The organism is Bartonella melophagi K-2C (assembly GCF_000278255.1).
Taxonomy (GTDB): Bacteria; Pseudomonadota; Alphaproteobacteria; order Rhizobiales; family Rhizobiaceae; genus Bartonella; species Bartonella melophagi.
On sequence record NZ_JH725083.1, the window covers coordinates 1 to 13,452 of the forward strand.

The 13,452-nt window shown below is 33.2% G+C and carries 12 protein-coding genes and 1 pseudogene; 9 read left to right on the forward strand and 4 right to left on the reverse strand.

What is annotated here, in order from left to right; genetic code table 11:
* Window positions 1-110 precede the first annotated feature (110 nt).
* The 3 genes from ME3_RS04055 to ME3_RS04065 all read left to right on the forward strand — a co-directional run bounded on the left by ME3_RS04055 (window position 111) and on the right by ME3_RS04065 (window position 1,347).
* On the forward strand, window positions 111-776 hold the full coding sequence (locus ME3_RS04055; RefSeq protein ID WP_007477374.1) for a lysozyme: 666 nt from the start codon (window positions 111-113) through the stop codon (window positions 774-776).
* Window positions 773-1,000, forward strand: a complete 228-nt coding sequence (locus ME3_RS04060; protein ID WP_007477376.1) for a hypothetical protein — start codon at window positions 773-775, stop codon at window positions 998-1,000. The genes ME3_RS04055 and ME3_RS04060 overlap by 4 nt, the downstream gene beginning before the upstream one ends.
* A gap of 128 nt (window positions 1,001-1,128) precedes the next feature.
* A complete protein-coding gene (locus tag ME3_RS04065; RefSeq protein WP_007477377.1) occupies window positions 1,129-1,347 on the forward strand; it encodes a hypothetical protein in 219 nt (72 codons plus the stop codon).
* A 244-nt stretch (window positions 1,348-1,591) separates the two neighbouring features.
* On the opposite strand, the pseudogene ME3_RS07190 reads toward ME3_RS04065, so the two are convergent.
* Window positions 1,592-1,890, reverse strand: a pseudogene (locus ME3_RS07190) (tyrosine-type recombinase/integrase); the annotation flags it as partial.
* A gap of 750 nt (window positions 1,891-2,640) precedes the next feature.
* On the opposite strand from ME3_RS07190, the gene ME3_RS04075 reads away from it, so the two are divergent.
* On the forward strand, window positions 2,641-3,243 hold the full coding sequence (locus ME3_RS04075; protein WP_007477378.1) for a superoxide dismutase: 603 nt from the start codon (window positions 2,641-2,643) through the stop codon (window positions 3,241-3,243).
* Between the two features lie 78 nt (window positions 3,244-3,321).
* Here ME3_RS04075 and ME3_RS04080 read toward each other — a convergent pair whose 3' ends face one another.
* Window positions 3,322-5,418, reverse strand: coding sequence for a S9 family peptidase (locus ME3_RS04080; protein ID WP_039952577.1), 2,097 nt, complete (start codon window positions 5,416-5,418; stop codon window positions 3,322-3,324).
* Between the two features lie 875 nt (window positions 5,419-6,293).
* Between ME3_RS04080 and ME3_RS04085 the strand changes: the two genes are divergently transcribed.
* Window positions 6,294-6,731, forward strand: a complete 438-nt coding sequence (locus tag ME3_RS04085) for a Ros/MucR family transcriptional regulator (RefSeq protein ID WP_007477380.1) — start codon at window positions 6,294-6,296, stop codon at window positions 6,729-6,731.
* Window positions 6,732-6,837: 106 nt separating this feature from the next.
* On the opposite strand, the gene ME3_RS04090 is transcribed toward ME3_RS04085, so the two are convergent.
* Window positions 6,838-7,248, reverse strand: a complete 411-nt coding sequence (locus ME3_RS04090; protein WP_007477381.1) for a SufE family protein — start codon at window positions 7,246-7,248, stop codon at window positions 6,838-6,840.
* A 108-nt stretch (window positions 7,249-7,356) separates the two neighbouring features.
* Window positions 7,357-7,740: a DUF5330 domain-containing protein gene (locus ME3_RS04095; RefSeq protein ID WP_007477382.1), complete on the reverse strand. Its 384-nt coding sequence runs from the start codon at window positions 7,738-7,740 to the stop codon at window positions 7,357-7,359.
* A gap of 1,243 nt (window positions 7,741-8,983) precedes the next feature.
* Here ME3_RS04095 and ME3_RS04100 point away from each other — a divergent pair.
* The 4 genes from ME3_RS04100 (at window position 8,984) to ME3_RS04115 (ending at window position 13,362) form a co-directional block, all read left to right on the forward strand.
* On the forward strand, window positions 8,984-9,838 hold the full coding sequence (locus tag ME3_RS04100; RefSeq protein ID WP_007477383.1) for a peptidoglycan-binding domain-containing protein: 855 nt from the start codon (window positions 8,984-8,986) through the stop codon (window positions 9,836-9,838).
* Between the two features lie 1,189 nt (window positions 9,839-11,027).
* Window positions 11,028-11,264, forward strand: coding sequence for a hypothetical protein (locus ME3_RS04105; RefSeq protein ID WP_007477387.1), 237 nt, complete (start codon window positions 11,028-11,030; stop codon window positions 11,262-11,264).
* 20 nt (window positions 11,265-11,284) lie between these two features.
* Window positions 11,285-11,953, forward strand: a complete 669-nt coding sequence (locus ME3_RS04110) for a response regulator transcription factor (protein ID WP_007477389.1) — start codon at window positions 11,285-11,287, stop codon at window positions 11,951-11,953.
* Window positions 11,950-13,362, forward strand: coding sequence for a sensor histidine kinase (locus tag ME3_RS04115; protein WP_007477391.1), 1,413 nt, complete (start codon window positions 11,950-11,952; stop codon window positions 13,360-13,362). The genes ME3_RS04110 and ME3_RS04115 overlap by 4 nt, the downstream gene beginning before the upstream one ends.
* Window positions 13,363-13,452 lie beyond the last annotated feature (90 nt).

The following is a 13,452-nucleotide window of genomic DNA, read 5'->3' on the forward strand; positions in this document are numbered from 1 at the left end:
TGGTGGTGGTGGATATTTCCCCGGAGGAGATGCAACAGCTTCATCAAGCGGTGCTGGGGGAGATGGGGCTGTATTAATTAAAGTGTATTTATAAGAAATGGAATAAGACAATGGCACGAAGGATCAGTAAAGACTGTTTAAACTGTTTAAAAAAATGGGAAGGTTTGCGATTAAACGCTTATCAGGATACCTCTGGCGTTTGGACTATTGGTTATGGTCATACAGGAAAAGCTGGTAAACCAGATGTTATTGAAGGGATGACGATTACAAAGCAAAAAGCTGAAAACATCCTTTTAAATGATTTGCACAAATATGAAGCAGCTGTAGAAAAAGCCGTGCATGTCGATTTAAGTGATGAACAGTTTGGCGCTCTTGTTTCTTTTTGTTATAATGTGGGGGTCAATGCTTTTGAGCGTTCTACTTTACTTAAAAGGCTCAATAAAGGCGATTATGAAGCTGTACCGGCTGAGTTACAAAAATGGATAAGGGCTGGAGGCAAGCCTTTGAAAGGCTTAGTTCACAGGCGTGCTGCTGAAGCCGGCTTATGGGCAACAAGCGCTTATGTTTCTTCTAATTATCAAGCTGTAGAAGAAAAAGAGCCAACAAGTGCTTTTAAAGCAGAAGTGTTAGCTCCCATCATTGGATCTTTCTCTGGACTTGGAGGGTTGCTTGCGGGTAATGGGCCAGTTCAGTGGGCTTTTGCTGTAATTATGCTGTTAGCTGCTTGTGTTGGTATTGCTTTTGTTGCTCAACGTTTTTGGGAGCAACGGTTATGATTTGGTGGGCAAAGAAATATTTACTGATCATAACGACGGCTTTTGCCGCTTTTTTTATAACTTTAGCTCAGGTTTTTCGTCTTGGAAAAAAAGTGGAACAGCACAAACAAACGGAGAAAATTTTAAAAACAGCCAAAACGCGATTGGAAATAGAAGATGAGATTAACAAAAAACACGATGATGATGTGCGTGCTGCTCTTTCTAACTGGGTGCGCAAGAAATGAATACACTTCTTGCCTGGGATGGATGCCAATTTATCTGGAGAGGCAAGATCTCAATGCAATCAGTTCAAACTTAGCTAGAGAGCTCTTAAAACACAATAAACAGGGGGAAATCTTGTGTGGGTGGAGACATGGTTAGAAGAAAAACTGAAAAACACTCTGAGCTTACAAACGAAGAAAAAGAAATGCTTCAAGAAATGATCATTACCTATCAAAACATGAAAATGATGTCTCGGTTTATGAAGTGGATAGCATTTATGATCTTTTTAATCATCATGGATTGTGCCCGTTTCATCGATGCCATAGAGAATATTTTTTCTCATTTGAAAAAGTGGGTGACCAAAAATTAACAGAAATATTATGATTCCTATTCCCTAACCTGATTTTCTCATCCCTAACCTTTAAAAAATATCAATAAAATCAATGGGTTATGCATTATAAATTAACGATTCGAATCCAGGTACCCCAGCCAAATATCAATAAAATCAATGGGCTCCTGTACAAATGAGGGAATTTGTACTTATTGGTTCTATTGCCCTTATTTTTTTGCTACCCTACACTTTTTTGAAGTTTTTTAATTGCTTTTATGGCGAGTCACTTTCTATTTGCCGTCTTTAGTTTTTGTATAGAGTGATGCCATATCATTTCCAGTCCATCCAAAGTGTTTTAAACTGTAAAATCGTAGCACCTACATGCAACTCTTGTTGTCGCTAATTTTCTCAATCCGTGAACTGATTTCTTAACGCCAGCTGTATTACAAGCATCTCTCAACAGATTATCAAAGCTTTCTTTGGTTAGTTTTTTACCCCTTTCCCATTAAATATAAATGTTTCATCGCCGATAGGACCCGTTTCAAATGTTTTTGCTAATTCAAGTAAAATAGGAGCAAAAAGCAGTACAGTTATTTGCAGGTCGTGGGGAGTATACTTCCTTTATATCTGATGATGGTTTACCAGATCAATAGTGAGGGTGAGACACTGCTTATTGGTTTTGGTAAAGTCGATAAAACGGTTTTTGCACTCTATCACAATTTTGCTATCGATAACATGCAAGTGTACATTAATCCGGTTTATTCATTGGGTATACTTTTCAGTTAATGACGGTATCATCAGAATACATACTCATGTTTATGATTAGATTTTACAAATATAGAGTGTAGTGAGAAGGCATAGTAAGTCAGAGGAATTAAGCAGCTTGTGTTAATATTCTAACCGATTTGTGAAGAGAATGATTATAATTGATGTGTTTATATGCTTACTCATTTTATTGACAGCATAAATACAAATTTAATTTTATGTATGCATTGGTAAGATTTTCATTGAGTCCTATATATTTTAAATATATTCAAACTTAGATTATTTTTACTAAATAAAGGGGATAAGAACTTTTTTAGTTTATAATTTTTATTTTTTTTAATGATTTAGTAGGAGAACAATTTTCTATAAATTAATTTGGCATATTTTTCTTATTAGTGCCATTATAGTGTTTAGTTTCTCATTAGCTTTTAGTTGATTTATCAAAATGGCTTTTAAAGCTAAATTGATTGTAAACAAATATTCAATAACATTTGCTTTTAAGTGCTGTAAGTGCCAAAGTAGATTTTGGGAGAGAGCTTAATAATTAGAATCGAGGAGATTTTTAAAATGGCTTTTGAATTAGCTGAATTGTCTTATGATTATGACGCCCTTTTACCTTATATGTCACGTGAGACGCTTGAATATCATCGTGATAAGCATCATTTCGCTTACCTTACTAATACAAATAATTTGGTAAAAGATTTAGGTTTAGAAAATAAGAGCCTTGAAAATATTATTAAGGAAAGTTTTGGCAAAAATCCTAGTTTGTTTAATAATGCAGCTCAATCTTATAATCATCATCATTTTTGGAATTGGATGAAAAAAGGTGGTGGTGGTCAGAAATTACCTGGAAAATTAGCAAAAACTATTGAGTCTGATCTTGGTGGTTATGAGAAATTCCGTACAGATTTTATTGCAGCTGGTAGTACTCAATTTGGTTCTGGTTGGGCGTGGGTAGCTGTTAAAAATGGTAAGCTTGAGATTATGAAAACACCCAATGGTGAAAACCCTCTGATTCATGATGCTCAACCTATTTTAGGTGTTGATGTGTGGGAGCATTCTTATTACATTGATTATCGTAATGCACGTCCGAAATATCTTGAGGCTTTCGTGGATCATTTAATTAATTGGGATTATGTTTTAGAACTGTATGAAAATTGCGGGTTTTAAGTAGTCTATAGGGTTATTTATCTTAAAGAAAAAGGCTTCATAATTTATTAGATTGTGGGGCCTTTATTAGTAAGATGTTTAGTTATCAATAATTTTTCCAACTATTTTTAGGATATATGCGTATATATATGCGGTTTCTTCTAATTTTGAGAAACGTCCAGCCGCACCTGCATGACCTGAATCCATATTTATACGCAATAAAATTGTATTATCGTCTGTTTTAAAATCACGCAGTTTTGCTACCCATTTTGCAGGTTCCCAATAAGTTACACGAGGGTCTGTTAATCCTGCAATGGCGAGAATAGGAGGGTATTCCTGGTGTTTGATATTATCATAGGGTGAATAAGAAGCGATAAGGTTATAGTCTTCTTTTGATTCAAGAGGGTTACCCCATTCAGGCCATTCTGGAGGTGTTAGGGGCAATGAAGCATCTAGCATTGTTGTTAAAACATCAACAAAAGGGACATTAGCAACGATACCAGAAAAATCCTGAGGAGCTAGATTTGCTATAGCCCCCATCAGCATTCCTCCTGCTGAACCACCTTGGGCGATTAGCCGGTCATGAGCCGTAAATTTATGATTTACCAGATGGCGTGCACAGGCAATAAAATCATTAAATGTATTGTGTTTTAAAAAATGTTTTCCTTTTTCATACCATTCAGTGCCCTTTTCTTTTCCACCACGAATATGAGCAATGGCATAGATAAAGCCTCTATTGACTAATGAAAGTACATTACTATTGAAACTTGCAGGAATAGAGAATCCATAAGCGCCATAACCGTAAAGTAGACAAGGTGCACTACCATTAAGCACAGTAGTTTTATGATAAACAAGAGAAATAGGAATTTTTTCACCATCATCTGCAATTGCTGTAATACGCTGTGTTACATAGTCATCTTTATTATGTCCAGAAGGGATTTTTTGTGTTTTTAAAAGTACTCGTTTACGACTTTTTACTTCATAATCAAAAATTTGGTCAGGTGTTGTCATAGATGAGTAGGCAAAACGAATGGTTTGGCTATTATATTCTGCAGCCCCTTGTAGATCTAAGGAATAAGCTTCTTCTGTAAAGGCAATGGAATGAATTTGTTTTGTTGAGCGCTCCATAAGTTGTATAGAAGGAAGTCCTTCAAATTGTTCAAACCAAATAAGAAAATCTTGATAGGCATCGTGAGATAGGATCAGTCGTCCGGGTTGATGGGGTACAAGCTCAGACCAATTTTCTGATTGTGGAAATAAATATGGGGCGACCATGATTTTAAAGTCTTTTGCATTATCCTGATTGGTGAGAATATAAAAAACATCGCTTCCTTCTGTAAGCGAATATTCAATGCCTTTTTGTCGTTTTTGTACACATTGGGGTGCTGTAAGGGGCGCTTTAGCAGGGATAAGCCAGGTTTCTGATGTTTCATGGTCGTGGATGTTAATATAAATAACGTCATTAAGTTTAGAGCTACTTACATGTAAGAAAAATCCGGGGTTATCTTCATGAAAAATAAGCTTATCTTGAGATGGGTCAGTGTTTAATTGATGGTAATAGAGTTCTGAGGGGCGGTGGTTTTTATCCATTTTAGTGTAGAAAAAGCCTTCAGATTTAGCGTCCCAGACGAGTTGTCCGGATGTATTTATGATTGTATCTGTGTAGTCAGATAATGTTTTAAAGCTACGAATTTTAGCTGTATAGAATTCAGAACCCTTATCATCATAGGTCCAAGCAACGTGTGTATGATCGGGAGATACATGGACTGAGCCAAGATTAAAATAATCTTTACCTTCAGCTAAAACGTCACCATTAAGGTAAATATTTTTTTTACCTCCATTTCTTGGTGTACGAAAATAGTGTGGCTGTTCTCCCCCAGTTTTATAGCATAGCCCATAGGCAAAAGGGCCACGTTTTATAGGAACGGAACTGTCATTTTCTTGAATGCGGTTTTTCATTTCTGCAAAAAGCAGATTTTGTAATGTTTTTGTATCGGCCATTTGAGAAGCTTGATAAGCATTTTCTTCTTCAAGGTGGCGTCGAATATTTTCATCAAGACAACTAGGGTTTTTTAAAACATCTTGCCAATTAGATGCACGCAGCCAATGGTAAAGATCATCGCGGTAAATCCCGTGATACATCTTTTTATGAATGATTTTAGATGCTTTTGGGGGAAGTTTAGATAGATGCATCATACCATGGTCCTATAAGATCTAATGGTTTTGTTCATATGTTAGAGCAACACCATTCATGCAAATAGCATAAACTTGTAAATTCTAATTTACTTGTAAAACATGGTTAAGTTAATTTTTACAGTTTATGCAATGTATGTTTATTCGTCGTATGTTATAGATATTACCTTCTATCAATATAATGATATCTTTATTAATTAAGTTAAAAACTTAGCTAGTGTTAGAATTGAATTTGACTTCTCCATGGTGAAGTAAATTTCTATCATATACACAATAAGATTATACTGAAAATAAGGATACCAAAATCTGAATAGAAAGAGTTCTTTAAATATTGTATTAATACGTTATGTTATATCTTTCTGGTATTAATGACCATACCATTCTTAGTTTTTTTGTACGTTTTTGATTTTTATTTTGTTCACCGTGTTCTCTTTTTGCTGAACTTAGAAAATTGTTTAAGTCATTTTTTGTGTTTTAAAAAAGTTGGTTATTTATATCAGGATTGGGATTTGCATGGTGGATACAAAACTATAAAGTTATCATTGTTTAATACAAAACTCGTTCTATATATTATGATTTTGTATTAAATATCTTTATAAATTCAATGAAAAATAACTAATTTTGCGCTATATTTTGTATTTATAGACGATATTTTATAACACAAAATTAGCTTATAAAAGGAACAAGTTGAGTTTTTATAATATAATATGTCAAAAAGGAGAAGTTTATTTGTTTTTTCTGTGTTGAGATGATTTTATAAAATAATTGAATTGACAAAAAAGATTTTTGTACAATATGAAACTTATATGCATTAAAATTTCAATGTCATGAGTGTAAATGCGAATATTGCCTCAATTTTAAAATTAAAGGAAACAAGGATGGAACATCACCCAGTCCTAGAGACTGAAAGCAATTTAGTTATTACGTTAGTTGCTGATATTGTTGCTGCTTATGTAAGTAATAATTCAATTCGGCCGACTGAAGTGCCAGGTCTAATTGCTGATGTTCACGCTGCTTTTTTGAAAGTAGGGAATGCTACATCGGCAGAAGCTGGAGTTGAAAAGCAAAGGCCTGCTGTTAATCCAAAACGTTCGATTTTTCCCGATTATCTTATTTGTCTTGAAGATGGAAAAAAGTTTAAATCTTTAAAGCGTCATTTGATGACACATTATAAAATGTCTCCTGAGGAATATCGTGAAAAATGGCAATTGGATAGCTCTTATCCTATGGTTGCGCCTAATTATGCAAAGGCCCGTTCAAATTTAGCTAAGGAAATGGGACTTGGGCGCAAACGCCAAAAGAAGAAAACTAAGTAAACTATTTTCAAAAAACATTCTTCAAATTTAACATCTTAAAATACTTTTTTAGAAAGTACATTTTTATAAGGCGGTTTATATAGTTGTTAATATGAAAGTTTAAAAGTTATGAATAGCTTTCAGTACGAATTCGTTCAATCATAGATTTAAAACCATTCGATCGTTGTGGTGTTAATTGTTCATTTAAACCGAGTGTTTTAAGCAATCCCTCAGCATCAGCTATACGAATTTCAGAGGCTTTTTTACCTGAATAGAAGGCGAGAAGAATATAAATTAGCCCACGCACAATATGGGAATCGGAATAGCCCTGAAATGTTAATGTAGGATCTTCTGAATTATCACGTGAAAATAAAAGCCATACTTGACTGACGCAACCAGGAACTTTGTGAGCATCATTTCGTGCATTTTCTGGAAAGGGCGGTAACTCGTTGCCAAGTTCAATAATGTAACGATAACGATCTTCCCAGTTATCAAGAAAGGAAAAATTTTCCATGATATCATCAATCGTTTCTGCCATAACTTCAATCCTTGTTTTGTTTTTGTGATTGTATAGTATATTTAGTTGACAGATACGTATCTCTTTCTTGTAAAATATAAAAAACAGTAAAAGTTAAGAATTTTTGTTTCAAGGTAATTCTATATAATCTTGTTTGATTTGCTTTTCTGCGGGGGGTAGAGTATTGTCTTCTGAGGTAGTATTTTCAGGTTGAATGGTATTTTTATTACTAAATATACTATCAAGGTATTCATAGGCTATTTTTGCACCATCACGTGCGCGTTCACCAAGTGGGTTGAAAAAGGATTTTCCAGTTTTGCAGACTTCTACATTACGCTCACAGAATTTTCCTAAATCAGTGATTGTATTTTTTAAAGCGATAATAGCATCGCTTGCTGTTATATTAGCTTCTAGGGTGGAGGAGTGATTGTCCTTTGGTTTTGCGGAAAAAAATGAAATAACTACAAAAATAATAAATAGAAAAAATGCTGATTTGATTAAAAAACGTATCATAGAGCACCAACATACTGTAGTTACAACTGAATAAAAAAATAATTTATGTTATTTTCCTTGATGAAAGATTTATATAACATTGACTTTGTAAAATTTTGCATTCATTTCTAAAATTGCATTATTAGCTTTTGTTACCAAAATATATGATATAGTATCGTGTACAGGCGTTATTTATTTTCTTTTCATAAAAAACTAGATTTCCAATTTGTTTTGTAAAAATTCTCTCATTTTGTAAATACATAGGAATAAACGCAGTTATGAAAGGAAGCATGATCAATAATCACAATTAGGGTAATGAATTGATATTCAAGGTATTATATAGCTATTTGTTTTAACGTTTTATTATGAAAGAAATTTCAAATCTTAAGTGTTTTAATGGATTCTATGTGCCTTAATACCTTAAACTAAATTATATTTTACGTTTTTTAGATGATTTGGGTGAATATAAAAAGGACCAATTGTAATTTGTGTTCATAAGGTAGACCTTATACATTTTGTTTTTATGCTATTTAATGCGTGATGTAAAAGTTTAGATAACGATCTTTCATTTCAGTATTTTTGATTATTTTTTCGATTGTTTGTTGTTATTTTAGGTGGTGCTAATTTTGTGGCTTATATTGAAGAAGAATGAAAGCCGAAAAAATAAACGCGCGTTTTCAGTGAGAAGGTTAAATAGTTTTTTTACCTTTCAGATATTGTAAATAGAATTCGAAATAAATCTTATAAGATTGAGCAGGATATTAGTGGATAAAATTGCTATCAACGTGTGATACTATATTTGAATTTGTATTGATCAAATCATTATGTTGAGGTGTAAGTTCATAAATAAGTTATCTAGGAAAAAATATGGTGCAAAGTTGGCTTTTAATATTATGAAATATATCTCAATGTGATTTCACTATAGCATAATAAGCACAAGAAAAATGTAATTTAAGATACAACATTGTTAAGATAATTGTTAGAGGGTGTTTATATGCAACAGTAAGATTGAGATGAAAAAATGTTATATAAACTAGATATCTCTTTACACATTGCTAAAAGTATTGTGGCATGTAAAATTGAGAAAAATAGATTAAGACTTGTATTATTGGGTGTGTAAGTTTGTATATCGGTATAATGAACATATTGAGTCTAACTTAAAAAGCACAAATGATAGCAATAGGTAGGCTTTTCTAGATGAAAATGATAATAAATTTGATTTTATATGGAAAGCAATTACGATTAAAAATAAAAAATTAAAATAATGGCAAAAAAACGAAAAACGCGCAAAACGAAAGTCATAAAAAAGCGTAGTATTATTATAACATTTTTCTTAATAAATTGCCGTTTTCTGCTTTGGTTAGTAAAATGGCTTTATCGTCGTACGCGCATAAATGCTTTATTGGTTATAGGCTTTTTCTTTTTTATTATCAGTTTTGTTTTTTTTGCTTTCAATGCTTTATTTTCACAAATAAAAATGCGTCAGGATAGCTTCATTGAAATGAGCTTAGCGGCGGTTCCGACTGTTATACAGAATTTTATTTTACTTAAAGAACGCGCTACATCTCAAGAAAATACTTTTGTTATTCCTATACCTGCTACAAAGAGTTTGCATCAAAATTTATCTTTCAATTCTTTGCAGAGTGCTTTACCGGAGGATTTGTTGGAAATACAAAAAAAATTAGCAGAACTTGGATTGTATGATGGTCCTTTAGATGGTGTGGATAATCTTAAGATGCGTCGCGCTATAGAGCTTTGGAAACAACAAACTGTTAATAAAACTTTGCCAGTGCAAAAAGATATTGTATCAAAGCATCCGAGAGATGAAGTTGCTAAACTCATTGAGCGTAGCGAAGTAGAGATAGCAAATAATCCGATAACAACAAGTGATTTAACTCACTCAGAGGAAGTTATTTTAAAGCCTCTTGTTACAGATATTATACGGGTACAGGAAGCTTTACGTATGTTTGGTAGCCAAGAGGTGACAATCACTGGTATAGAAGATGAAAAAACTATGCGTGCTTTAAAACAGTTTCAAAAAATATTTAATCTTCCCATAACAGGTAAGATTGATCGTAAAGTTTTGCTCAAAATGCATGAAGTTGGTTTGCTGAGTTGAAAATAATTCTTTCTATAGATTCCTTATTTTTTGATTTGGGTTTTATAACTTATAATTTAGATTCCATAGAAGTAAATTGAGACTAGAATTTTTAAAAGTAAATATAAATATTGTTTATCTAAAATTTTTGGATATCTGCTCTTGTTTGTTCTATTAGAAATAAAGCTGAGGATACTATTGAACATAGTATGTTTTAAGTAAAGTAAGAAGCAGTTTTCAACTTTGTTAGTTAGTTATAAATGTTTATTGATTTGTGTTTACACAGGACAATTTTCATTTCTTTAAAAGAGTGTTTATAAATATCTTATTGAAGTTTTTTGATTTTAAAAAAGGATCTTAGGTTGTTTAAAATTGAGAATAAGAAGCTATATGTGATTTCTATTTGAAGTTGATTAAGATTAAAAATTATCATTCTGATATGCTTTTATTTACTCTTAATAGAAATAGAATGATTGTGTAGTTGAAGGATGATATAATTTTTGTTCATTAAATGTGTAAAAAGTTGCAGTTGGAGAAAGATTTTTTACAAGTAGGGCAGGGGAAAATACATAAAAGTAATGCTTTTTAAGTCATAAAAATTGAAATGATATCACTTTTACTTTTTGATTGTTTGAGTTTTATTATTTGTACTCAATTCTCAATGATAAAGTTGGGTATAATGTATAACACTATTCAGGCATTAAAGCTGCAGAAAATAATACCTTTATGCGTGTAAACTGACAGTGGTTAAAATTGTATTATTATCTAGATTGGTTAAGTGGGCTACACCCTTTTCAAGATTACATTTATAGTCTTTAAGAAGAAAAGGGACAATATGTTGGTGAGAAGCGATCATTTGGATCTAGATCAACAAGTTGATGGGGCTTTTCCACTTTGTCGGTATAGTGTTTTGCGCGTAATAAGATGCCGACAATAAAATACAAATATGAACGAATAGGAAGTATCGATATCTTTTTAGAAAGAGAAGCGTAAATAAATTTAGTCACGGCTTTTATTTTCTTGGATTAAGAGTTTGTTTTATGCATGGTGTGTGGGAAGTGTGTTATGTTGTTGTAGAGATAATTAGGGTATCATATAAGTTAGATTTTTTTGAATTTGTCATTCAAGTCAGGTACTACTTTATGATTTTGCGTAAATAAAAATTCTATTGTTCATTTTCTATTCAGGTAAAGTAGATTATAAGCTATTTATGATAGAAAAAATTTTCTTATTTATAATGTTCTTAAGTGTCATCAGTGTAGATTCTGTTTTAGCTGCCGATTGTGCTGAGGTGGGTAAAAAAGTTTCTAGCCGTCAAGGAGGAACGTTGACACGCTCAACGCCAATTGTGCGAGATGGCGAAAATATGTGTGTGGTTGTAATTGTAATGCCTGCTCATAATGGTAAGAAACCACGTCGTGTTGAAGTTGTTGTTCCTGCTGATTAATTTTTTGTGCAGGTATAGTGATGCGCATTCTAATTGTTGAAGATGACCGAGATCTTAATGATCAATTAGCAGAAGCTTTTAAAAATGCAGGATATGTTTTTGATTGTGCTTTTGATGGTGAAGAAGCTTATTTTTTAGGAAGTACAGAGCCTTACGATGCTGTGGTTCTTGATATTGGTTTACCACATATGGATGGGATTCGTGTTGTTGAGAAATGGCGCCAAGAGGGGTATTCCATGCCTGTTTTAATGCTAACAGCACGTGATCGTTGGTCTGATAAAGTACGTGGCATTGATGCGGGTGCTGATGATTATGTTGTTAAACCGTTCCATATAGAAGAGGTAATAGCACGATTGCGGGCGTTAATTCGTCGAGCTGCAGGCCATGCAACAAATTCATTATCTTGTGGGAGTGTTTTGTTGGATACTAAGACTTCTCGTGTTTTTGTTGATGGTCAATTGATTAAATTGACGTCACATGAGTTTAGACTTCTTTCTTACCTTATGCACCATTGTGATCAAATCATTTCAAGAACAAAGCTTATCGAACATCTTTATGATCAGGATTTTGATAAAGATTCGAATACGATTGAAGTTTTTGTAGGGCGATTACGAAAAAAGCTTGGAGTAGATTTGATAGAGACTATTCGTGGAATGGGTTATCGGGTAAAAACATTAGGTGACAAATGACAGCCTTGAAGAACAATAGCCAATTTAAGAAGTTCTTTTATTTTGTTAGTAACTCTCTCAGCTTACGTGTTATGATTTTATCTACATTATGGGTTACTATCTCGGTTTCGTCTATTTCAGCAATCAGTATTTTATTTTATCAGCGCTCAAGTGAACAAAGTCTATGTCGTATTCTTTCTGCTCAGCTTTATAGTCTTATTGCAACTGTAACTGTAACACCTGAGGGGTATTTAAAAGGAGGTCTTGGATTTGATGATATTCGTTATTCAGATTCCACATCAGGGTGGTATTGGGAAGTAGTTTCTGTATCACCTGATTTACATGGAAGATTGGTATCACCGTCATTAGGAACTAAAAAAATTTTTTCACCAAGCGATGTTGATGTACCTTTTGACAATCAATTCTTTCGTTCTTATCGAATAAAAGGGGATGATGGTAAGAACCTACAGGTTATTGAAAGCGATATTGTTTTAGATAATCAGAATAGGGTTGCACGTTTTCGCCTCGTTGGGAATATTGATGAAGCGCATGCGCAAGTAAAAGAGTTCAAGCAAACTTTACAAATTTTTCTTTGGAGTTTTGGTATAGGCAGTGTTCTTATCAATATTGCTGTTATTTTTTTTAGTTTTCAACCATTAAAACGGATTCGACAAACATTGAATGATATTCGTGAAGGTAAAGCTGATTATGTCAATACGGATTTATTGAGTGAAGTTATGCCATTGGCACAAGAAATGAATGCTCTTATTAATAATAATCAGCGTATTATTGAACGATTTCGGATGCAGGTTGGTAATCTTGCTCATTCATTGAAGACACCTTTATCAGTTATCATGAATGAAACTGATAAAATGAGCGGAAAACAGGCTGTTTTATTATGTGAACAAGCTAAAATAATGCAGGCTCAAATCAATCATTATCTACAACGTTCTCGGATTGCGGCGCAGTGCAACAGTATTATTAATCACACATCTGTTCGCAAAGTGCTCGATCGTTTGGTGCGGGTCATGGAAAAGCTCAATCCTGATAAACATATTCAATTTATCATGGATATTGATGATATTGTTTTTTCTGGTGAAAAGGAAGATTTAGAGGAAATTGTCGGTAATTTGGTTGAGAATGCTGCTCAATGGTCTCGCACCCAAATTTTAATTTGCTGTAGTTTAGAAGAGGGTGTTGAAGAGGAAACATTCTTTAATATCATTATCGAAGATGATGGTCCTGGTTTAACAGAAGAGCAAATGGATAAAGCTTTAAAAAGAGGACAGCGACTTGATGAAAGTAAACCGGGAACAGGATTAGGATTAGCGATCGTTTCGGATATAGTCAGTGAATATGGGGGAAGTCTTTCTTTATCGTGTTCTAAATTGGGTGGATTATATACAAAAATTTTATTGCCAAGGCGGTAAATATATTTTTTCTAAGAGGCACGTATATTAGAATTAATAAATGGAGTAGTATTTTCATACAACGCATTGAGGTAAAAAAGTCATTTTTTG

What these genes read in the sequence shown, in the direction of transcription:
- ME3_RS04110 (WP_007477389.1), top strand. Translation starts at nt 11,285, where the DNA reads ATGCGCATTCTAATTGTTGAAGATGACCGAGATCTTAATGATCAATTA.
- ME3_RS04095 (WP_007477382.1), bottom strand. Translation starts at nt 7,740, where the DNA reads ATGATACGTTTTTTAATCAAATCAGCATTTTTTCTATTTATTATTTTT.
- ME3_RS04080 (WP_039952577.1), bottom strand. Translation starts at nt 5,418, where the DNA reads ATGATGCATCTATCTAAACTTCCCCCAAAAGCATCTAAAATCATTCAT.
- ME3_RS04085 (WP_007477380.1), top strand. Translation starts at nt 6,294, where the DNA reads ATGGAACATCACCCAGTCCTAGAGACTGAAAGCAATTTAGTTATTACG.
- ME3_RS04075 (WP_007477378.1), top strand. Translation starts at nt 2,641, where the DNA reads ATGGCTTTTGAATTAGCTGAATTGTCTTATGATTATGACGCCCTTTTA.
- ME3_RS04100 (WP_007477383.1), top strand. Translation starts at nt 8,984, where the DNA reads ATGGCAAAAAAACGAAAAACGCGCAAAACGAAAGTCATAAAAAAGCGT.
- ME3_RS04065 (WP_007477377.1), top strand. Translation starts at nt 1,129, where the DNA reads ATGGTTAGAAGAAAAACTGAAAAACACTCTGAGCTTACAAACGAAGAA.
- ME3_RS04105 (WP_007477387.1), top strand. Translation starts at nt 11,028, where the DNA reads ATGATAGAAAAAATTTTCTTATTTATAATGTTCTTAAGTGTCATCAGT.
- ME3_RS04060 (WP_007477376.1), top strand. Translation starts at nt 773, where the DNA reads ATGATTTGGTGGGCAAAGAAATATTTACTGATCATAACGACGGCTTTT.
- ME3_RS04090 (WP_007477381.1), bottom strand. Translation starts at nt 7,248, where the DNA reads ATGGCAGAAACGATTGATGATATCATGGAAAATTTTTCCTTTCTTGAT.
- ME3_RS04055 (WP_007477374.1), top strand. Translation starts at nt 111, where the DNA reads ATGGCACGAAGGATCAGTAAAGACTGTTTAAACTGTTTAAAAAAATGG.
- ME3_RS04115 (WP_007477391.1), top strand. Translation starts at nt 11,950, where the DNA reads ATGACAGCCTTGAAGAACAATAGCCAATTTAAGAAGTTCTTTTATTTT.